Source organism: Shewanella sp. SP1S2-4, from assembly GCF_031932075.1.
Taxonomy (GTDB): domain Bacteria; phylum Pseudomonadota; class Gammaproteobacteria; order Enterobacterales; family Shewanellaceae; genus Shewanella; species Shewanella baltica.
In genome coordinates this window covers 52,663-72,880 of the sequence record NZ_JAUOET010000023.1, presented here as the reverse complement: position 1 = coordinate 72,880, position 20,218 = coordinate 52,663, and the positions used below count along the sequence as shown (strand labels likewise).

At 46.5% G+C, this 20,218-nt stretch carries 18 protein-coding genes and 3 tRNA genes; 12 read left to right on the top strand and 9 right to left on the bottom strand.

Annotated features, from left to right (window positions below; translation table 11 throughout):
• Positions 1-850, bottom strand: an 850-nt coding sequence (folD, locus tag Q4Q52_RS17615) for a bifunctional methylenetetrahydrofolate dehydrogenase/methenyltetrahydrofolate cyclohydrolase FolD (RefSeq protein ID WP_311991214.1), incomplete at its 3' end; no start/stop codon positions are given.
• Positions 851-1,309: 459 nt separating this feature from the next.
• Between folD and Q4Q52_RS17610 the strand changes: the two genes are divergently transcribed.
• From Q4Q52_RS17610 to Q4Q52_RS17570, 9 genes are all read left to right on the top strand, one after another.
• Positions 1,310-1,386: transfer RNA gene (locus Q4Q52_RS17610), tRNA-Pro, on the top strand.
• A 118-nt stretch (positions 1,387-1,504) separates the two neighbouring features.
• A tRNA-Arg gene (locus Q4Q52_RS17605) sits at positions 1,505-1,581 on the top strand.
• Positions 1,582-1,590: 9 nt separating this feature from the next.
• Positions 1,591-1,666, top strand: a tRNA-His gene (locus tag Q4Q52_RS17600).
• Positions 1,667-1,928: 262 nt separating this feature from the next.
• A complete protein-coding gene (gene tig, locus Q4Q52_RS17595; protein WP_006085365.1) occupies positions 1,929-3,233 on the top strand; it encodes a trigger factor in 1,305 nt (434 codons plus the stop codon).
• A gap of 89 nt (positions 3,234-3,322) precedes the next feature.
• A complete protein-coding gene (clpP, locus tag Q4Q52_RS17590) occupies positions 3,323-3,931 on the top strand; it encodes an ATP-dependent Clp endopeptidase proteolytic subunit ClpP (protein ID WP_006081124.1) in 609 nt (202 codons plus the stop codon).
• 84 nt (positions 3,932-4,015) lie between these two features.
• Complete coding sequence (clpX, locus tag Q4Q52_RS17585) at positions 4,016-5,296, top strand: ATP-dependent protease ATP-binding subunit ClpX (RefSeq protein WP_006081125.1); 1,281 nt, start codon at positions 4,016-4,018, stop codon at positions 5,294-5,296.
• A gap of 132 nt (positions 5,297-5,428) precedes the next feature.
• Entirely contained in the window at positions 5,429-7,786 is a 2,358-nt protein-coding gene (gene lon / locus Q4Q52_RS17580; RefSeq protein ID WP_071938997.1) for an endopeptidase La, read from the top strand.
• Between the two features lie 258 nt (positions 7,787-8,044).
• A complete protein-coding gene (hupB, locus tag Q4Q52_RS17575) occupies positions 8,045-8,317 on the top strand; it encodes a nucleoid-associated protein HU-beta (protein ID WP_006081127.1) in 273 nt (90 codons plus the stop codon).
• Between the two features lie 225 nt (positions 8,318-8,542).
• Entirely contained in the window at positions 8,543-10,408 is a 1,866-nt protein-coding gene (locus Q4Q52_RS17570) for a SurA N-terminal domain-containing protein (RefSeq protein WP_311991213.1), read from the top strand.
• Between the two features lie 190 nt (positions 10,409-10,598).
• On the opposite strand, the gene Q4Q52_RS17565 is transcribed toward Q4Q52_RS17570, so the two are convergent.
• The 8 genes from Q4Q52_RS17565 to pspF all read right to left on the bottom strand — a co-directional run bounded on the left by Q4Q52_RS17565 (position 10,599) and on the right by pspF (position 18,723).
• Positions 10,599-10,811 carry a molybdopterin-binding protein gene (locus Q4Q52_RS17565; RefSeq protein ID WP_006085368.1) on the bottom strand — a complete coding sequence of 71 codons (213 nt, stop codon included), beginning with the start codon at positions 10,809-10,811 and terminating at the stop codon, positions 10,599-10,601.
• A 132-nt stretch (positions 10,812-10,943) separates the two neighbouring features.
• Positions 10,944-12,146, bottom strand: coding sequence for an enoyl-ACP reductase FabV (fabV, locus tag Q4Q52_RS17560; RefSeq protein ID WP_011846466.1), 1,203 nt, complete (start codon positions 12,144-12,146; stop codon positions 10,944-10,946).
• A 105-nt stretch (positions 12,147-12,251) separates the two neighbouring features.
• Positions 12,252-13,037 (bottom strand): ATP-binding cassette domain-containing protein, encoded by a 786-nt coding sequence (locus Q4Q52_RS17555; protein WP_006085370.1) that lies wholly within the window; start codon positions 13,035-13,037, stop codon positions 12,252-12,254.
• Positions 13,018-14,025: an oligopeptide/dipeptide ABC transporter ATP-binding protein gene (locus tag Q4Q52_RS17550; protein WP_006081132.1), complete on the bottom strand. Its 1,008-nt coding sequence runs from the start codon at positions 14,023-14,025 to the stop codon at positions 13,018-13,020. The genes Q4Q52_RS17555 and Q4Q52_RS17550 overlap by 20 nt, the downstream gene beginning before the upstream one ends.
• A 3-nt stretch (positions 14,026-14,028) precedes the next feature.
• Positions 14,029-14,919: an ABC transporter permease subunit gene (locus Q4Q52_RS17545; RefSeq protein ID WP_006081133.1), complete on the bottom strand. Its 891-nt coding sequence runs from the start codon at positions 14,917-14,919 to the stop codon at positions 14,029-14,031.
• Positions 14,906-15,937 carry an ABC transporter permease subunit gene (locus tag Q4Q52_RS17540; protein WP_006085371.1) on the bottom strand — a complete coding sequence of 344 codons (1,032 nt, stop codon included), beginning with the start codon at positions 15,935-15,937 and terminating at the stop codon, positions 14,906-14,908. Before Q4Q52_RS17540 ends, Q4Q52_RS17545 begins: the two co-directional genes overlap by 14 nt.
• A complete protein-coding gene (gene sapA / locus Q4Q52_RS17535; protein WP_311991212.1) occupies positions 15,937-17,562 on the bottom strand; it encodes an ABC transporter substrate-binding protein SapA in 1,626 nt (541 codons plus the stop codon). Before sapA ends, Q4Q52_RS17540 begins: the two co-directional genes overlap by 1 nt.
• 69 nt (positions 17,563-17,631) lie before the next feature.
• On the bottom strand, positions 17,632-18,723 hold the full coding sequence (pspF, locus tag Q4Q52_RS17530; RefSeq protein ID WP_311991211.1) for a phage shock protein operon transcriptional activator: 1,092 nt from the start codon (positions 18,721-18,723) through the stop codon (positions 17,632-17,634).
• Between the two features lie 177 nt (positions 18,724-18,900).
• Here pspF and pspA point away from each other — a divergent pair, with 177 nt between their 5' ends.
• From pspA to pspC, 3 genes are read left to right on the top strand one after another with little or no spacing between them, the layout of a single operon-like run.
• Positions 18,901-19,584: a phage shock protein PspA gene (gene pspA / locus Q4Q52_RS17525; RefSeq protein WP_006081137.1), complete on the top strand. Its 684-nt coding sequence runs from the start codon at positions 18,901-18,903 to the stop codon at positions 19,582-19,584.
• Between the two features lie 17 nt (positions 19,585-19,601).
• Positions 19,602-19,841, top strand: coding sequence for an envelope stress response membrane protein PspB (gene pspB, locus Q4Q52_RS17520; RefSeq protein WP_006081138.1), 240 nt, complete (start codon positions 19,602-19,604; stop codon positions 19,839-19,841).
• Positions 19,828-20,214 (top strand): envelope stress response membrane protein PspC, encoded by a 387-nt coding sequence (gene pspC, locus Q4Q52_RS17515; RefSeq protein ID WP_006081139.1) that lies wholly within the window; start codon positions 19,828-19,830, stop codon positions 20,212-20,214. The genes pspB and pspC overlap by 14 nt, the downstream gene beginning before the upstream one ends.
• Positions 20,215-20,218: the final 4 nt, after the last annotated feature.

Here is a 20,218-nt window from a genome sequence, read left to right as displayed (position 1 = left end):
CGTGATATTGCTCGGCAGCATATAAGGTATTTTCCAATAGACTCGCAATTGTCATCGGGCCAACACCGCCTGGGACTGGAGTGATAAAACTGGCATTTTGCGCGGCGACTTCATATTGCACATCGCCGACTAAGGTGCCGTTATCTAAACGGTTAATACCCACATCTATTACAATCGCGCCGGGCTTGATCCACTCACCAGGAATGAAGCCGGGTTTACCGACAGCGACAACAACGAGATCCGCGAGACGGATTTTTTGCTCAAGATTCTTCGTGAAGCGGTGGCAAGTGGTCGTAGTGCAACCCGCCAACAGTAATTCTAACGTCATAGGGCGGCCGACAATATTAGACGCACCAACCACGACAGCATCTAAACCATAGGTATCAACGCCGGTAGATTTGATGAGTGTCATTATGCCCATCGGCGTGCAAGAGCGCAGCACCGGAATACGCTGCGCTAAACGGCCAACGTTATACGGGTGAAATCCATCGACATCTTTATCTGGGCGAATACGTTCGATGACTTTTGAATCTTCGATATGGGCAGGTAATGGCAGTTGTACTAAAATGCCATCGATGGTCGGATCATCATTCAGACTATCAATAAGGCTCAGCAACTCATCTTCACTGCAACTTGTTTCTAAATCGTATGAACGAGAAATAAATCCAACTTCTTCACAGGCCTTACGTTTGCTTCCAACATAAACCTGTGATGCCGGATCGGCTCCCACTAATACTACGGCTAAACCCGGAATGCGCTGTCCAGCCTCTTTGCGGGCGGTGACTTTTTCGCTGAGCTTAGTGCGGATGGATTGAGCAATCGCCTTGCCGTCGATTATTTGGGCTGTCATGGGTGTAGGATATCCTTTATATGGGCGATGGTTAAAACAGTAGTTAACACAGAGATTGGCAATCGCGGCTATTTTAACAGGGCACAGCTACTGTGTCATGGTTAAAGCCGTCGCCAAATGGATAAAAAAAACCGGATTAGCCTGATAATTCAGCACCTAGAGTCAATCAATAAAAAAATCGTTGACGGTTGTAAAGTGAGGGGATAAGATGCGCTCCGTTCTCAGGCAGATGTGTTCATCTAGCACTGAAAATGTTATGTAAGACCTTCGGTGATTAACGCAGTCCAATAACGTATCCAGATTTTGGGTAAGAACGGACCAGAGGAAACACTCTGAGTTGATACCAAAAAAATGTAAGACATTAGGTGATTAGCGCAGTCCGGTAGTGCATCCAGATGTTGGATGATAGCGGACCAGAGGGAACCCTCTGAGCTGATGCCAAGTAAAATGTAAGACTTTCGGTGATTAGCGCAGTCCGGTAGCGCATCTGGTTTGGGACCAGAGGGTCAGAGGTTCGAATCCTCTATCACCGACCACTTTATTATCGTTTGCTTCAATGAATTTAAATATGATTTGAACTCAAATAAGCTAATGGTAGGGTAAGCTAAGTGCTTCCCCCAAATCGGTTAGGATACAGAAAATTCTGTAAACCATGCGCCCGTAGCTCAGTTGGATAGAGCACCCGCCTTCTAAGCGGGTGGTCGCAGGTTCGAATCCTGCCGGGCGTACCAGTTTCAGTGGTGATTGTAGCTCAGTTGGTAGAGTCCCGGATTGTGATTCCGGTTGTCGTGGGTTCGAGCCCCATCAGTCACCCCATTTTTTAGTACTTTGAGTACGAATTAAAAAAAGCGACCTTGTGTCGCTTTTTTTATACCTCAGATTCGGCTGTTGAGGCTCGACTCTGCAGAAAACGGTGGCTATAATGTCGCGTCTTGATAGATATCAACTATGAGCGACCTGTGCCTAAAGCCAGTTGTGGTGGGCATTGTAGTCAAATTTAATGATCAAGAAACGAATACCTGAATAGTTGATGAATCGGCTATTACAAAGGACGTTAGACAAATTTCGAGGTAAAACAATGCAAGTTTCTGTTGAAGCAACCCAAGGCCTAGAGCGTCGCCTGACCATTTCTGTTCCTGCTGAACAAATTGAAAAGCTGGTTAAAGACAGTTTACAACGTGAAGCTAAGCGTGCTCGTATCCCAGGTTTCCGTCCTGGTAAAGTGCCTATTACTGTGATTAACAAACGTTACGGCGCAGCGATTCGTCAAGACATCATGGGTGAAGTGATGCAACGTAACTTCATCGAAGCAATTATTGCTGAGAAGTTAAACCCAGCGGGTGCACCGACTTTTGTTCCTGGTTCAACTGATGGCGAAAAGTTCGAATTTATCGCTACCTTTGAAATCTATCCAGAAGTTGAGCTGAAAGGCTTAGATGCAATCGAAGTAGAACAGCCAAAAGCTGAAGTGACTGACGCTGACGTTGACACTATGATTGAAACCCTACGTAAACAACACGCGACTTTCGCTGCTGTTGAACGTGAAGCTGCCGATGGCGACAAAGTGAAAATGAACTTTGTTGGCTCAGTTGACGGTGAAGAATTTGAAGGCGGCAAAGCTGACGATTTCGAACTGCAATTAGGCAGCGGCCGTATGATCCCTGGTTTTGAAGCGGGTATTTTAGGTCACAAAGCGGGTGAAGAATTTGTTATCGACGTGAACTTCCCAGAAGAATATCACGCTGAAAACCTGAAAGGTAAAGCCGCTAAGTTCGCGATTACGCTGACTGAAGTTCAAGCAGCTAACCTGCCAGAAGTAAACGATGAGTTTGCTGCTCTGTTCGGTATCAGCGAAGGTGGCTTAGAAGCCCTTAAAGCTGAAATCCGTAAAAATATGAACCGTGAACTTGAGCAAGCGTTAAAAGCTAACGTGAAAGAGCAAGTGATCAACGGTCTGTTAGCGAACAACGACATCACTTTGCCAAAAGCACTGATCGATGGCGAAGTTAACGTACTGCGTCAACAAGCAATGCAACGTTTTGGCAATCAAACGGCCAACATGCCTGAACTGCCAGCTGAATTGTTCACTGAACAAGCTGCACGTCGCGTTAAAATCGGTCTGTTATTAGGCGAAGTCATCAAGACTAACGAACTGAAAGCAGAAGACGAACGCGTACAAGGCTTGATCGCTTCTATGGCTTCTGCCTACGAAGATCCAAGTGAAGTTGTTGCTTATTACAACAGCAACAAAGAGCTGATGCAAAACATGCGCAACGTTGCTTTAGAAGAGCAAGCAGTTGAAGCACTGTTGAAATCTGCCAAAGTGACCGAAAAAGAAGTCGCTTTTGAAGAATTTATGAACAAGGCTACTGGTCGCGCATAAGCTAAGCTTGACTTGATTAGCTGTTCGCCATTTATAATGGCTCGTATGAGGCTCCTCATGCGAGCCATTTTTATTTAGGGAAGTGAATAATGCATAATGCGTCAGACATACAAAGTGCTTTAGTGCCTATGGTGATCGAACAGACTGCTAAGGGTGAACGCTCATACGATATTTATTCTCGTTTGTTGAAAGAGCGGATTATCTTTTTGGTAGGTCAAGTTGAAGAACACATGGCAAACCTTATCGTGGCGCAACTATTATTCTTAGAATCAGAAAGCCCAGATAAAGATATCTTTTTATACATTAACTCTCCAGGTGGCTCAGTCACCGCAGGCATGGCGATTTATGATACCATGCAGTTTATCAAACCGAATGTTAGCACTGTCTGTATCGGCCAAGCGGCCAGCATGGGCGCTTTCTTATTAGCCGGTGGTGAGAAGGGCAAGCGTCACTGTTTACCAAACTCTCGCGTGATGATCCATCAACCACTGGGTGGTTTCCAAGGTCAAGCTTCTGACATCGCTATCCATGCCAAAGAAATCTTAGGCATTAAGAATAAGCTTAACCAAATGTTAGCCGAGCACACTGGCCAACCGCTCGAAGTGGTTGAACGCGATACCGATCGTGACAACTTTATGAGCGCGACTCAAGCCGTCGAATATGGCTTAGTTGACTCTGTGATGACGAAACGCGGCTGATTTTTGCTTTTGACTGAGCTATGCTCTGTAAAGGTTAAGCAAATTTAAGACAGGCAGTAGAGCAGACTGCAAATGAGGTAATTAATGGGCGACAACAAAAATAATGGTGACAGCGGTAAATTGCTGTACTGCTCTTTTTGCGGAAAGAGCCAGCATGAAGTCAGAAAACTCATTGCTGGCCCATCAGTGTATGTATGCGACGAATGTGTTGAGTTATGTAACGACATCATTCGTGAAGAGATTAAAGAAATCTCTCCAAAGCGCGATAGCGATAAGTTACCGACACCACATGAGTTGCGTGCACATTTAGACGATTATGTGATTGGCCAAGACAGAGCGAAAAAAGTGCTGTCTGTGGCAGTGTATAACCACTATAAGCGTTTAAAGAATGCATCGCCTAAAGATGGTATCGAGCTGGGTAAGAGTAACATTTTGCTTATCGGTCCAACGGGTAGCGGTAAGACGCTGTTGGCTGAAACCCTTGCGCGTTCACTCAATGTACCTTTCACTATGGCCGATGCCACGACACTGACTGAAGCGGGTTATGTGGGTGAAGACGTTGAAAACATCATTCAAAAGTTGCTGCAAAAGTGCGACTACGATGTAGAGAAAGCGCAGCGTGGTATCGTTTATATCGATGAAATTGATAAAATTAGCCGTAAGTCAGACAATCCATCGATCACCCGTGACGTATCGGGTGAGGGCGTGCAGCAAGCGCTGCTTAAGCTGATTGAAGGTACTGTTGCCGCGGTTCCACCACAAGGTGGCCGTAAGCATCCACAGCAAGAATTCTTACAAGTCGATACTTCTAAGATCCTGTTTATCTGTGGCGGTGCGTTTGCAGGGCTTGAGAAAGTGATTGAGCAACGTGCACACGTTGGTTCGGGTATTGGTTTCGGTGCTCAGGTAAAAGGCGAAAAAGAAAAGGCGACGATTTCTGAAACCTTAACTCAAGTTGAACCTGGCGATTTGGTCAAATATGGCTTAATTCCTGAGTTTATCGGCCGTCTGCCTGTGGTTGCGACTCTGACTGAGCTGGATGAAGAAGCCCTAGTGCAAATTTTATCTCAACCTAAGAATGCCCTGACTAAACAGTACAGCGCGTTATTTGAGATGGAAGGCGTCGAGCTTGAGTTCCGTGAAGATGCACTCAAAGCGATAGCACACAAGGCGATGTCACGTAAGACTGGTGCCCGTGGTTTACGCTCAATCGTTGAAAGTATTCTACTGGATACTATGTACGATATTCCTTCAGTCGATGGTGTTGTGAAGGCCGTTGTCGATGAATCAGTCGTGAAAGGTGAATCTGCACCTATCCTGATTTATGAGCACAATGAAGCCCAAGCAGCCTCTGGCGAGCAATAATTGTACTGATTGCTAATAAACTGAAAAACAAGGAGTCCAATGGACTCCTTTTTTCGTATTAGCCATTGAAACTCAATAAAGCGTCCCAATATACTCCAGTATTAATCCATTTCACCAAAACGGAATCGAACTATGACCCAAGAGCGTGAAGCGCATATCGAACTCCCCGTGCTGCCACTGCGAGATGTGGTGGTCTATCCCCATATGGTAATTCCGTTATTTGTCGGACGAGAAAAATCTATTCGATGTCTCGAAACCGCAATGGCGCAGGATAAGCAAATTATTTTAGTGGCGCAGCGTGATGCCGAACTCGATGAACCATCAAAAGATGACATCTTCGAAGTGGGTACGGTTGCCTCTATTTTACAGTTACTTAAGCTGCCAGACGGCACAGTCAAAGTGTTGGTAGAAGGCGGTCGTCGCGCCCGTATTACCCGTTACACCCAAGAAACAGAATTCTTTGTGGCTAAGGCTGAGTATCTGGAATCAGAACCGCTGGAAGACAAAGAAGAAGAAGTGTTAGTGCGCAGTGCGATTGGTCAGTTTGAAGGTTATATCAAGCTGAACAAAAAGATCCCGCCAGAAGTCTTGACCTCTTTATCGGGTATCGATGAAGCGGCGCGTCTGGCAGATACTATGGCTGCACACATGCCACTTAAGCTTGAAGATAAGCAATCTGTGCTTGAGATGATCAACGTTGGCGAGCGTCTGGAATATTTAATGGCGATGATGGAATCGGAGATCGACCTATTGCAGGTTGAGAAACGTATCCGTACCCGCGTTAAAAAACAGATGGAAAAAAGTCAGCGTGAGTACTATCTGAACGAACAGATGAAAGCCATCCAGAAAGAACTGGGTGACTTAGACGAAGGCCATGACGAGTTTGAAGCCTTAAATCGTAAGATTGAAGAGGCTAATATGCCCGCCGAGGCGAAAGAAAAAGCCCTGGCAGAGCTTAACAAGCTACGTATGATGTCGCCAATGTCGGCAGAAGCCACAGTTGTGCGCAGCTATGTGGATTGGATGACGTCAGTGCCTTGGAGCCAACGCTCTAAAATCAAACGTGATTTAGCAAAAGCCCAAGAAGTGCTCGATACCGATCATTTCGGTCTGGAAAAAGTTAAAGAACGTATCTTGGAATATTTGGCAGTCCAAAGCCGAGTGCGTCAGCTTAAAGGGCCAATCCTGTGTCTCGTTGGACCTCCAGGTGTGGGTAAAACTTCCTTGGGTCAATCGATCGCTAAGGCGACCGGACGTAAGTATGTGCGTGTTGCTTTAGGCGGCGTGCGTGATGAAGCGGAAATCCGTGGTCATCGCCGTACTTATATTGGTTCTATGCCAGGTAAAGTCATTCAAAAAATGGCTAAAGTGGGCGTGAAAAACCCATTATTCTTGCTCGATGAAATCGACAAGATGAGTTCAGACATGCGCGGCGATCCGGCTTCTGCTTTATTAGAAGTGTTAGATCCTGAGCAAAATGCGACCTTTAACGATCATTACCTCGAAGTCGATTACGACTTATCCGATGTGATGTTTGTGGCAACGTCTAACTCTATGGACATTCCTGGGCCACTACTTGACCGTATGGAAGTGATCCGTTTGTCGGGTTACACCGAAGACGAGAAGCTGAATATTGCTAAGCAACATTTGCTGAATAAGCAAATTGAGCGCAACGGCTTAAAAGCGGCTGAAATTAAAGTCGAGGATAGCGCTATCGTTGGCATTATCCGCTATTACACCCGTGAAGCGGGCGTGCGTTCACTTGAGCGTGAATTGTCTAAGATTTGCCGTAAAGTCGTGAAAATGATTTTACTCGATAAATCAGTTAAATCTGTCACTGTGAATCAAGAGAACCTTAAGTCATTCCTTGGCGTGCAGCGCTTCGATTACGGTAAAGCTGAGTCGAAGAACCAAATCGGTCAAGTGACAGGCTTAGCGTGGACACAAGTAGGTGGTGATCTGCTAACGATTGAAGCAACGTCAGTGCCTGGTAAAGGTAAATTAACTTATACCGGTTCCCTTGGCGACGTGATGCAAGAGTCGATTCAAGCGGCTATGACAGTTGTTCGCGCCCGTGCGGAACAATTAGGCATCAATGCGGATTTCTACGAGAAGCGTGATATCCATGTGCATGTGCCAGAAGGTGCAACGCCAAAAGATGGTCCATCAGCCGGTGCGGCTATGTGTACCGCTTTAGTATCAAGCTTAACGGGTAACCCAGTGCGTAGCGACGTGGCCATGACAGGTGAAATAACCTTACGTGGTGAAGTGTTACCTATCGGTGGTTTAAAAGAAAAACTGCTGGCAGCACACCGCGGCGGCATAAAATTAGTGCTTATTCCAAAAGAAAACGAGCGTGATCTGGAAGAAATTCCTGCCAATGTGATTGCCGATTTAGAAATTCGTCCCGTGCGTTGGGTCGATGAAGTGTTAAAACTGGCCCTAGAAAGACCGGTTGAAGGCTTCGAAGTGGTTAAAAACTTGGCATAACGCAAGAAATTGCGCTATCACGTTAAAAAAAATGAAAAAAGGGGCTTAACAAAGCGTAGACCTGTGGTAGCCTAGGTCTGTGGAGAGCCAGCTGCTCCAAGCCCTTGGCGCAACTGGCTTTGAGCTGTATCCAGTTTTATTTCTTTGGTTTTCGAACTCAGCTTGAACTTTGAATTCAAGCTTGTTATAAAAGCCTCCGCAGACCGCTCTAGAGACGGATTTGGTTGCGGCGCAAAAAATTACATTCAAGGGGATGACATGAACAAATCTGAACTAATCGAGAAAATCGCATCTGGTGCTGACATTTCTAAAGCCGCTGCCGGCCGTGCACTGGATTCTTTTATCGCTGCTGTGACCGAAGGTCTGAAAGAAGGTGATAAAATTTCTCTTGTTGGTTTTGGTACTTTTGAAGTGCGTGAACGCGCTGAGCGTACTGGTCGCAACCCACAAACGGGTGAAGAAATCAAAATCGCAGCAGCTAAAATTCCAGCATTCAAAGCTGGTAAAGCACTGAAAGACGCTGTTAATTAATCATTAATATCGTAGCCTTTGTAAGGCATTCGTAATGACAAGCACTGTTTATCAGTGCTTTTTACGAATTGAAAGTAATGGAATATGAAGCTTAATTTCTACCATTACTCGGGGTTTTAGAATTTACCAGTGGTAGCGTCTGAATATTCCCCATAAATTACAGAAAGGCGCATCTCAAACTGATGCGCCTTTTTATTTTGTTAATCGCAACAAGCGAGAAATCTGATGTTAGAAAAGATCCGCGATGGTTCGCAAGGCGTGATTGCTAAAGGCATTCTCGTACTTGTGATTTTATCTTTTGCATTTGCAGGAGTCAGCAGTTACTTAGGTTCTACAACTGATGTGCCAGCAGCAGAAGTGAACGGTGACATAATCACTAAAGCCGAGCTTGAGCAGGCTTACCAAAGCGAGCGCTCTCGTATGGAGCAACAGCTAGGTGAGATGTTTGCTGCGTTATCTGCTGACGAAAAATATCTACAAAGCATTAAGCAGAGCGTATTAGAGCGCTTAGTCGCTGACAAACTGATAGATCAAGCTGCTAAGGCTATGGGTTTGCGAGTATCTGACGAACAGATTATTGCTGCCGTGAAAACTGAACCCGCATTCCAAACCGATGGCAAATTTGATAACGACCGTTATCAAGCGATTCTACGTCAGTTAGGTTATCAACCACAGGCGTTCAGAGACATGATGCGCGTCGATATGACCCGTCGTCAGTTAACGGCAGCGCTAGTTGGTACTGAATTTGTGTTAGCTGGCGAAGCTAAGCAGTTAGCTGAGTTACAAGGCCAAACTCGCGATGTGCGTTATTTAGTCGTTGATTCTGCGCCATTCTTAGCGACAGCGGTTGTGACTGACGAGCAAGTGAAAAACTATTATGACGCAAACCAAGGGCAGTTTATGAGCCCTGAAATGGTGAGCTTAGAATATGTTGAGCTGAATGCGGCTGATTTTGCTAAAAATAACCCAGTTTCTGACGAAGAAGCGCAAGCTTATTACGAAGAACATAAAGCGCAATACGTGTCTAACGAGAAGCGTCTTGCCGCACACATTCTGGTTATGCCAGGTAGCGATGAAGCTGCTGCAAAAGTCAAGGCTGAAGATTTAGCGAAGCAATTAGGCAGCGGTGCCGATTTTGCTGATCTGGCTAAAGCGAACTCTGACGATACCTTGAGTGCAGAGCAGGGCGGTAAACTGGATTGGTTTGAACCAGGCGTGATGGACCCCGCTTTCGATGCTGCATTATTTGCATTGAACAAAGGCCAACATTCTGCTGTGGTTAAAACTGACTTTGGTTTCCACATTATCAAGCTATTAGATGTGCAACCGGGTGTGACTGTACCCTTTGCCGATGTGAAAGCTAAGATAGTAGCGCAATTGCAAGATAAGAAAGCAGTTGATCAATTCTACAGCTTACAAAGCAAATTGGCTGATACTAGCTATGAAGTGCCAGATACGTTATCTGAAACCGCTAAAGCTGTGGGCGTCGATATTAAGACGACTCCATTGTTCTCTCGCGATAACGTTCCTGCTGCGCTGAACAAGCCAGACTTAGTTAAAGCTGCGTTCTCTGAAACTGTCATGCTGAAAGGGTTAAACAGTGAAGTGATTGAGCTTGAACCTAACCACGTGGTGGTGGTTCGTGTGAAGGAACATCACGATGCGGGCACTTTGGCCTTAGCGGAAGTGAAAGCTAATATCACAGAACGTTTGAAGCAAGATCAAGCAAACGAAGCTGCCCGTGCGAAAGCACAAGAGCTGATGGCACAAGTTAAAGCCGGTGCAACGGATCTTGGTTTAGTGGCTAAAGCGAAACTAGGCCGCGGCGCGCAAGATGTCGATGCTGCGATTGTAGGCAAAGCGTTCCAAATGCCAACACCAAGCACTTCTCCTGTTGTCGATACCGTGGGTTTAGCAAATGGTTATGCCGTGGTTGCGCTAGATAAAGTCAACGCAGCTGAAGGTGTGAGTGATGAGCTGGTTAATGCACTTAAACAACGCCTGAACGCACAATACAGTGAAGCAGACTACCGTAGCTTGATAGATTCACTTAAAGCCAATGCCAAGGTGCTTTACCCTGTAGAAGAATAATTTAAGTGAGGATAGCGCGTTGAACTGGCTATCTTACTTGTAAACTTCGATTAAAAAGGCCAAGTGATTCCACTTGGCCTTTTTGTTTTTTCAATGCGCTGAAGTATGTCGATGAGTTTGAAGGGAATAAGTTACTGCAACACAGTCAGACTCAATACGCCATCACATCAAGCGCGACGTTACAGTCGGGCTAGTCATCAACGCCTATCATCACGCTGCTGGCTTTGATGAGTGCATAAGCCGAATCACCCACTTTAAGCCCTAGGCGCTCGCAGGACGCTTTCGTCACCACAGAGGTCAATACGACACCTGGTGCAAGTTCGATCGTCACTTCATTGTTTACCGCGCCCATTTCTATGGATTTGATCGTGCCGCTGAGCGTATTTCTTGCGCTAATTTTCATCGTCTTTCCTTATTGAGGGAGTGATTAGTGGAAACGAGTGTAGCGCATCTTAGTGTGGGCGTTGCAAATAAAAACGCCACTAAAAAGTGGCGTTTAACGGTGTGATAAGCAGTGATTAGCTATCGCAGTCGATTAGAGCTCGATAACGTCAAACTCAACGTATGGGTTAACGTCGGCATCGTAATCAATACCTTCGATACCAAAGCCGAATAATTTAATAAATTCAGCTTTGTATTCACGGTAATCAGTCAATTCTGACAAGTTTTCTGTGGTCACTTGTGGCCACAGATTACGACAGTGTTGCTGAATATCTTCACGCAGTTCCCAATCGTCTAAACGGATGCGATTGTCGCTGTCAGTTTCTGGCTTAGCACCATCGGCGCGGAATAGACGCTCACTGAACATGCGATAGATTTGCTCCATACAACCTTCATGCAGACCTTCCTGACGCATTTTCTTGAATACCATCGCGATATACAAAGGCATGACTGGAATAGCCGAACTCGCTTGAGTCACAACGCTCTTCAGTACCGCGACATTTGCGCTGCCGCCAGTGGCTGACAATTGCTCATTTAAGGCTTTTGCTGCGCGGTCCAGATCCATCTTGGCTTTGCCAAGGGCGCCGTGCCAGTAGATTGGCCACGTCAGTTCAGTACCGATATAGCTATAGGCGACGGTTTTGCAGTTATCCGCTAATACACCGGCTTCAGACAGGGCTTTGATCCACAGTTCCCAATCTTCGCCGCCCATTACTGTGACTGTATCGGCAATTTCTTGCTCAGTTGCAGGCTCAACGGTGGCTTCAATGATGCAGTCTTTATTGGTATCAACCGCAGTCGCAGTGTAAGTTTCACCGATTGGTTTTAATGCAGAACGGATGAGTTCACCAGAATCCGGCAGTTTGCGCACAGGTGATGCCAGTGAGTAAACGACCATGTCGATTTCACCGAGATCTTGTTTGATAAGCTCGATTACTTTTTGTTTTGCTTCATGGCTAAAGGCATCGCAGTTAATGCTCTTAGAATATAAGCCTTCAGCTTTAGCAAATTTGTCGAAAGCGGCAGAGTTGTACCAACCCGCAGTACCTGGTTTCGTTTCAGTACCTGGCTTTTCGAAGAACACGCCAATCGTTGCGGCATCGCTACCGAAAGCGGCGGCGATACGTGAAGACAGACCGTAACCGCTTGATGAACCAACCACTAATACCTTTTTCGGGCCGTTAGCAATTTTACCTTTAGCTTTGGTTAGCGTGATTTGTTCTTGAACGTTTGCTTCACAACCGACTGGGTGTGTAGTGGTACAAATGAATCCACGAATTTTTGGTTTGATAATCATGTTTAAGCTTCTTCTATCAAAATGACCAATAGGATAAATATTTCGGCGGGTAAATGGCACCTATTTTTAGCCAATTCACCTGATTATTTAAGTGGTTGGAGCAGTTTAACGTTTATGGACAAACAGACTCTGCTCTTGGATCAACCTCTGGGTATATTCATGTTGTGGCGAGTTAAATATCTGTTCTGTAGGCGCTTTCTCGACCATTACACCTTTGTGCAGCACCATAATTTTATCGCTAACATGGCGAATAATATTGAGATTATGGGATACGAAGATATAAGACAAGCCGAGGTCTTTTTGCAGTTTCAGCAGCAAATTAAGAATTTGTGAGCGTACTGAAAGGTCAAGCGCGGTCAAGGCTTCGTCGGCAATAATAATTTTAGGATTGAGCATTAAGGCTCGCGCTACCGCAACGCGTTGTTTCTGGCCTTCGGAAATCATGTGCGGATAAAACTCCGCATGCTCAGGTAATAAGCCCACTTTGCGCAATGTGTCGACCACTTGGGTGTGCCGTGATTGCGCCGACATTTTGGTATTAAAACGCAGCGGCTCATCGAGCAACTGGCCAATTGTCAAACGCGGGTTTAGTGAGGTATTCGGATCTTGGAAAATCATTCGAATCAAGCGGCATCTTTGCTTGATATCGCGGCTGTCTAAGGCTTCACCTTCGAAAAAAATCTCGCCACCGCTGCGGGGCTCTGCACCGACTAAAATGCGGGCTAAGGTGCTCTTACCCGAACCTGCTTCACCCACTATGGCTAAGGTTTCGCCGCGTTGGAGTTCGAAGGATACGGGCGCTAAGGCATCGTTATATTGGCGGGAAAAGCCTCGATAACCGGTATCGTATCTTTTATAAAGATCGTTAACTTTAAGCAGTGGGGTCGTCATTGTGGGTTTCGCCGTGATAAGGGAAATGACAGGCAAAATAGCGGTCTTTAATATGACTTAAATTTGGCTGATTAACGCATTTTTTTTGGGCTTCAGGGCAACGTGGCCCTAAACGGCAACCGATTGGCAAATGCTGTAAGGCGGGCGCAGAACCTGGAAGGGTGGGCATAATTGCCTTGTGGCCACCTGAGCCTGAATAGTCGGGCATGTTGTCAAGCAGCGCCTTAGTGTAAGGATGATAAGGCTGTTTAATCACTTCGTCTGTCGGCCCCGATTCCATAACCTGACCGCAATAGAGCACGGATAAGTGATCGCACCATTGGGCTAAGGTTTCAAGCTCGTGGCTGATCAATAGAATCGATACGTTTTGTAATTGATTTAATTGAGATAATAATCTGAATATCTGCGCTTGAGTGCTGAGTTCCATCGAGCTTGTGGGTTCATCGGCAATCAAGAGGCGAGGCTGATTAGCAACCGCCATCGCAATCATCACCTTTTGGCATTCGCCTTCGGATAATTCCCACGCATAGCTAGACATGACCTGTCGAGGATTTTTAATCCCAACTTTATGTAGCCACTTTTGTGCTGTCAGCCGTGCATGTCGACGTTTTTGCCAAAAATAGGCATTGGGATTCTTAGGCATAGCTTGCATCAGCTGACTGCCGACGGTTTGCGCCGGATCTAAGCTGCCCGATGGATCTTGGAAGATCATCGCCATGTCTGAACCCATCAGATTGCGGCGCTCTTTTGAGCTCATGGCCATCAAGTTATTGCCATCCCACATCATGCGATCGGCTGTGATGGTCCAGTTGGGACCTGGAATCCCAAGAATCGCTCTGGCTAACAAACTTCGCCCCGAGCCAGACTCACCGACTAGGCCATGAATTTCGCCGGCATTGAGCGTTAAGCTGACTTTTTCGAGCGCCCGCACTCTACCGTGGGGCGTATCGAGTTCAATCGTGAGATTTCGTACGTCGAGTAAAGGCATAAGTTAGTTTCTGATGGGCGCAAGCGCCGACCGTAGGCCATCGCCAACCAAGTTAATGGAAAGCACACTGAAAAGAATCGCTAAGCCCGGGATAGTTACAGCCCAAGGCGCCGTTAATAAATTATCCATACCTTGGGCGACCATCGCGCCCCATTCTGGGCTTGGTGCCTGTGCGCCCAAGCTTAAAAAACCGAGGGCGGCGATATCTAAAATGGCGGCCGAAATGGCAAGTGTGGTTTGAATGATCACCACTTCCCACACGTTTGGCATGATGACATACCAAAAAATTTGCATTGAGTTCGCGCCATCTAAACGCGCCGCTGTGACGTATTCTTTTTGCAACTCTTCATGCACTGATTGGTGTATCGAGCGGACAAATTGCGGGGTTAACGCAATTCCGACGGCCCAGAACACATTTTCAAGCCCTGGCCCCATTACCGCCACCACTAAAATGGCCATCAATAACGAAGGGATTGATAACAATGCATCGAGTAAGTGCCCGAGAATACTGGATTTTAAGCCCCGCATCATGCCGGACAGTGACCCTATGATAAAGCCTGTGAATAATGCTGTGACGACGATCAGCAGTGCCATACCAAAGGTCAAGTGCGCGCCGTGTAATAATCGGCTGAAGATATCGCGGCCTAAGTCGTCTGTGCCTAAAAAGTGCGCCACTGTGCCTGAGGGGTCCCACGAGGGGGGCAATAGCAAGGCTCTTGGATCCTGTGCCTCTGGCGGAAAGGGCGCAATCATAGGGCCAAATAGCGTTAGCAAGAGTAGAAATGCAATCGTCCACAGACCTGCCAAGGCGAAAGGGTTAGCTGAAAAGTTAAGCCAAACCCGCATAGTCGGGGAGGCAATCTGATCTTCTTGATAAATTTTAACTGGTGGCATAAAGGTCTTTTCTGCTCAGTGGATTAAAGACTGTATGCAGCACTTCAATCAAGATACTTAGGAAGATAATTAATAGGGCTACGGCCAGAATACCACCTTGGATGACAGTGTAGTCCCGTTGGTAAATCCCTGACACCAGCCAAGACCCCACGCCAGGCCAAGAGAAAATCATTTCGACCACTATGGCATAACTGGCAAATGAGCCAAGCATCAACCCTAAATGTTTCAGTACGGGGATCAAGGCATTGGGCAGGGCGTGGCGCAGTATAATAGTCCCAGTATGCATGCCTCTGGCTTCGGCGGCGCGGATAAAGGTTTGATTCATTACATTCATCATTGCCGAACGGGTGCTGCGAACCACCACAGTAAAAGGTAACACGGCCAGTGTCGTGGCAGGCAAAATGATGTGCAGCAGCGCATCTTTAAATGCCGACATGCCGTATTCAGACTCAGACAACAGGGTATCTACTAGCATAAAGCCAGTGACAGGTTTGATTTCATATAACAAATTGATTTGGCCAGAAATCGGTAACCAACCAAGATCGACACCAAACCAGAGCGAAAGATAAAGACCTAACCAGAACACGGGCACAGAGTAGCCGGTCAGCGTGATCGCCATAATGGTATTTTGGGTGAGCTTATGTTGGCTCTGAGAGGCAAGCACGCCTAAGGGCACACCAAAGCAAATCGCGATAATGGCCGCCATCACAGCAAGTTCGAAGGAGGCGGGTAGGACAGCGCTGAGTTCTTCAGCCACTTCTTGATGTGAGGTGACTGAAATGCCTAAATTACCGCTAAGCCTTTGTTGTAGATAAGCGATAAATTGCCACGCTTGGTTTTTATCTAATTTGTAGTCTTGCTCGATTTGAACCAGTTGACTCGCCGTCGGTGTATGTATGCCAGTGAGTGCGTGGGTGCGGTCCACCGGAAACAAGCCGGTGGCGTAAAATAAGACACCTACCATGACTAACGAAGTGGCCAGAAACAAATTGAGGCGGCGCAGTAGGTATTTAAACATTAATTCGCCTCCTCTTGTGCTTGGCTAGTGTGGGCGAAGGAAATACCGCCAAAAGGCGTGAGTTGCATATCCTTGATATCACTACGAGTTAACGCCACACGTTTGGCATGGGCTAGGCTCAACATAGGTACTTGTTCGGCCAAAAAGGCTTCTGCTTGCTGATAAATCACTTTACGTTCGCCCTGATCTGACACTTCCCTTGCACTATCTAAGATGGCATCAAACTCAGGGTTACACCAGCGCGAACGATTGTTGTTCGACTGCATCGCAGCGCAGCTTAGCAGTGGAGTAAAGAAGTTATCGGGATCGCTGTTATCGGCATTCCAGCCAATCAGCACAGAATCATAGTCGTCGCGGCTGAGCCGCTGACTAAACACGCTCCAGTCGTAACTGACGATGTTCACTTTGACGCCTATGTTGGCCAGATCCGATTGAATTAATTCAGCCGTTTTCAACGCATTGGGGTTATAGGCGCGGGCAACTGGCATAGCCCAAATATCGATACTGAGATTTTTAATGCCTGCTTCTTTTAAGAGGTCGCGCGCTTTTTGCGGATTGTAATCCACAAGCCCTTTGTTATTGTCGTAGGCCCAAGATGCTGGCGGCAGAACGCCTGTGGCTTCAATGGCGGTATTTTGATAAACCGCCCGCAGGATATTTTGTTTATCGACCGCATAGGCCAGTGCGCGGCGTACTCGGACATCATTCAGTGGCGGCTTTTGCGTATTAAAGGCCCAAAATGCCACGTTGAGTCCAGGTTGTGACTCAATATTCAATTCTTCATGTTGCTTGATAACAGGCAGCTCACCCGCTTTGGGCAGCGCAGACACACTGCAATCGCCCGCGATAAGTTTTGCGAGTCTGACGGTACTTTTGGGCGTGATATCAAATACGAGCATATCGATTTTTGCTGGTTCGCCCCAAAAGTCAGGATGACGACGATAGCGAATATATTCGTTTTTCGCGTACTGAACTAAAGTGAACGGCCCAGTGCCAATGGCAAAGTGGTCGACGTTTTCAGGATGACCCAAGGCTAACTGCTGCTGCGCGTATTCATCGGATAAGATCACCGCAAAGTCGGTGGCCAGATTTGACAAAAAAGAAGCGTCTTTGCGGGTTAAATAAAAGACCACTTCATGATCGTTTATCTTTTCTATCCCTTTAACTTGTTCAGAAAAGCCAATACTTTGGAAGAAGGGATAACCCGTGCGGGAGACAAAATGATAAGGATGCTGGGTATCGATAATACGCTTAAAGGAGAACAACACATCGTCGGCATTAAAGGGGCGTGTTGGGGTAAACCGCTTCGAATGCTGGAACTGCACGTTTTCCCTGAGGGTGAAGCGATAGCTTAAGCCATCATCGGACATAGCCCAACTCGTCGCCAAGGCAGGGACAAGCTTGCCTGACTGGGTATCATAATCCACTAAGCGACTATAAATTTGGTGCGAGGTGGCATCGATTGTCGTGCCAGACGTCACCAACTGTGGATTAAAAGACTCAGGGTTCCCTTCGGAGCAATACACCAAACCGGAAGGGAGTCGTTGGGGGCCACACGCGACCAACAACCAACTCATGCAAGAAACTGCAGTTGTTAGGCACAGGCGTCTAATTAGCACACTCATTTATAAATCATTATTTTATCGACTATGAACGGCTATTTTAGCAGTGCATCTCCCCCATGGGCAATCTGCTTATGCTTTATCAAGTAAATTGTATTTTTTAAGGATGCCACGCAGTTGGTGGTAGCTTAATCCGAGCATGTCGGCGGTTTTCTTTTGGTTGTATTGGCTGCTTGAGAGCGCCTGTTGGATCAGATCCATTTCGTACTTCTCAGTTTGCTCTTTAAAATCCAGCGGAAAATTAAAGCTATTCACTGAAGACTCAGTATTGACTGGTACTTCAGCCTCAAGTATCGGCGCATATTGCGGCGTACTGGCAACGGTTGTTTGCGCGACTGAGGTGATTTGACGTTCGCGGGTCTTGATTCGAGTTTTAGGTCGATAGGGAGAAGCAAAGGGATCGAGGGTGATATGGTCGATGGGCCGATTTTCACCACCATTACGATAAACGCTGCGCTCGACCACGTTTTTAAGTTCACGTATATTGCCTGGCCAGTCGTGGGTCATTAATTGCTCGACCGCATGGGCACTAAAACCGCTGAACAGTTGCAGCTTTAATTGGCGCGCCATGCCAACGGCGAAGTATTCCGCCAGCGTCATTATGTCTTCTGGGCGGCAACGCAGCGGTGGCAGAGTGATCACATCGAAGGCGAGTCTATCGAGTAAGTCGGCACGAAATTCGCCAGCGTCAGCAAGTGATGGTAAATCTTCGTTGGCGGCGCAGATTAAACGAACATCAGCCTGCACGGTTTTACTGCCGCCGACTCGTTCAAATTCGCCGTATTCAATGACGCGCAGGAGTTTTTCTTGGATAAGTCCTGAGGTATTGGCTAATTCGTCGAGGAATAAAGTGCCGCCGTCGGCGCGCTCAAAGCGGCCTTCGTGTTTGCCTTTGGCGCCAGTAAAGGCACCTGACTCATGGCCAAACAATTCGCTCTCGAGTAAATTTTCACTCAAAGATGAACAGTTTAGCTTAATAAAACTTTGATCCCAGCGCTTAGACAGATAATGTAAGCGTTCGGCAATAAGCTCTTTACCTGTGCCACGTTCACCAATAATCAGTACGGGTTTAGACAGCGGCGCTATTTGCGACACATGTTCTAACACTTCGAGTAGGGCGTTGGATTGACCGATAAGGTTGTCTTGCTGAAATTTATTATCCACGATATTTTTTAGTCTTTCGCGCTAAAATTTGGTGAAAATGATAATAAGTGGCTTGAAGCGTAAAAGGAAGTAAAAGTTAATATTTTGTTTAAGTTGCTGTATTTTAATAAGAAATTAAAGTTGGCACGGTTAGTGTATTACCTTATACGAGACCAACATCAATTTGAGGATAGGATTATGGGAATTTTCTCTCGTTTCGCCGATATCATTAACTCTAATATCAGCGCATTGCTGGATAAAGCCGAAGACCCAGAAAAAATGGTTCGACTGATTATCCAAGAAATGGAAGACACACTCGTTGAAGTGCGTTCTACCTCAGCTAAAGTGTTAGCTGAAAAGAAAGAGCTGCAACGTCGTATCAACCGCGTGTTAGAGCAAGTGCAAGATTGGCAAGATAAGGCTGAACTGGCACTGTCCAAAGACCGTGAAGACTTAGCGAAAGCCGCTTTAGTTGAAAAACAAAAAGCGACCGGTTTAGCAGACACGCTGAATCAAGAGTTAGCTGTTATCGATGAACATATCGCACGTTTGAAAGATGAAGTGGGTATGTTGCAAGAAAAGCTGCTCGATGCAAAAGCGCGCCAAAAGACCATTATTTTGCGCACTCAAACAGCGTCATCACGCTTAGAAGTGAAAAAGCAGTTAGATTCAAGCAAGATCGACAACGCTATGCTCAAGTTTGAGCAATATGAGCGCCGTGTCGAAGGCTTAGAAGCCCAAGTTGAATCTTACGATCTTGGCAGCAAAAAGACCTTAGCCGATGAGTTTGCGGCGCTAGAAGCGGAAGATTCTGTGAATGCAGAACTGGCAGCGCTAAAAGCCAAGGTAAAAGGTAAAGCGCCAACTAAGTCAAAAGAATAACAATTCAGAGGTGAGTTATGGATATGGACGTGCTAATGGCGCCGATTATTATTTTCATGGTGATAGTCGCGCCAATATGGTTAGTTCTTCATTATCGCAGTAAGCGACAAGTGAGCCAGGGACTCACTGAGGAAGAGTTTTCACAACTCAATGACTTGATATCCAAGGCCGATAAAATGGCGGCGCGTATCGAGACCTTAGAGGCCATTCTGGATACAGAATCGCCCGAATGGAGGGGGAAACATGAGAGGATCTAATGGCCGTACTTTGTACCGCATTCCCCAGTCAGGCAAAATAGCGGGTGTATGTGCAGGGATTGCCGAGTACTTTGCGATTGAAACTTGGTTAGTGCGAGTACTGGCGGTGTCTATCTTCTTACTCGGCGGCTCAGGTGTTGTGTTTATCATCTATGTCGCTTTATGGGTGATTTTAGACATCAAGCCGCAAAAGCATTACGATAGAGACGATATTGAGGTGAAGAAGAAGCCGTGGCAGTCGGGAGAACCCGCAAAGCAAGCGCTGAGCGACGTGAGTCGTCAATTTCGAAGTCTGGAAGTCAGGCTACAAAATTTAGAACGTCACGTCACCTCTGACAACTTTGATTTAAAAAGACAAATCAATAGTTTGTAACCCT

Bases quoted from the DNA above. Each gene is read 5' to 3' on its own strand.
- tig (WP_006085365.1), top strand. From the start codon at position 1,929: ATGCAAGTTTCTGTTGAAGCAACCCAAGGCCTAGAGCGTCGCCTGACC.
- clpP (WP_006081124.1), top strand. From the start codon at position 3,323: ATGCATAATGCGTCAGACATACAAAGTGCTTTAGTGCCTATGGTGATC.
- clpX (WP_006081125.1), top strand. From the start codon at position 4,016: ATGGGCGACAACAAAAATAATGGTGACAGCGGTAAATTGCTGTACTGC.
- lon (WP_071938997.1), top strand. From the start codon at position 5,429: ATGACCCAAGAGCGTGAAGCGCATATCGAACTCCCCGTGCTGCCACTG.
- hupB (WP_006081127.1), top strand. From the start codon at position 8,045: ATGAACAAATCTGAACTAATCGAGAAAATCGCATCTGGTGCTGACATT.
- Q4Q52_RS17570 (WP_311991213.1), top strand. From the start codon at position 8,543: ATGTTAGAAAAGATCCGCGATGGTTCGCAAGGCGTGATTGCTAAAGGC.
- Q4Q52_RS17565 (WP_006085368.1), bottom strand. From the start codon at position 10,811: ATGAAAATTAGCGCAAGAAATACGCTCAGCGGCACGATCAAATCCATA.
- fabV (WP_011846466.1), bottom strand. From the start codon at position 12,146: ATGATTATCAAACCAAAAATTCGTGGATTCATTTGTACCACTACACAC.
- Q4Q52_RS17555 (WP_006085370.1), bottom strand. From the start codon at position 13,037: ATGACGACCCCACTGCTTAAAGTTAACGATCTTTATAAAAGATACGAT.
- Q4Q52_RS17550 (WP_006081132.1), bottom strand. From the start codon at position 14,025: ATGCCTTTACTCGACGTACGAAATCTCACGATTGAACTCGATACGCCC.
- Q4Q52_RS17545 (WP_006081133.1), bottom strand. From the start codon at position 14,919: ATGCCACCAGTTAAAATTTATCAAGAAGATCAGATTGCCTCCCCGACT.
- Q4Q52_RS17540 (WP_006085371.1), bottom strand. From the start codon at position 15,937: ATGTTTAAATACCTACTGCGCCGCCTCAATTTGTTTCTGGCCACTTCG.
- sapA (WP_311991212.1), bottom strand. From the start codon at position 17,562: ATGAGTGTGCTAATTAGACGCCTGTGCCTAACAACTGCAGTTTCTTGC.
- pspA (WP_006081137.1), top strand. From the start codon at position 18,901: ATGGGAATTTTCTCTCGTTTCGCCGATATCATTAACTCTAATATCAGC.
- pspB (WP_006081138.1), top strand. From the start codon at position 19,602: ATGGATATGGACGTGCTAATGGCGCCGATTATTATTTTCATGGTGATA.
- pspC (WP_006081139.1), top strand. From the start codon at position 19,828: ATGAGAGGATCTAATGGCCGTACTTTGTACCGCATTCCCCAGTCAGGC.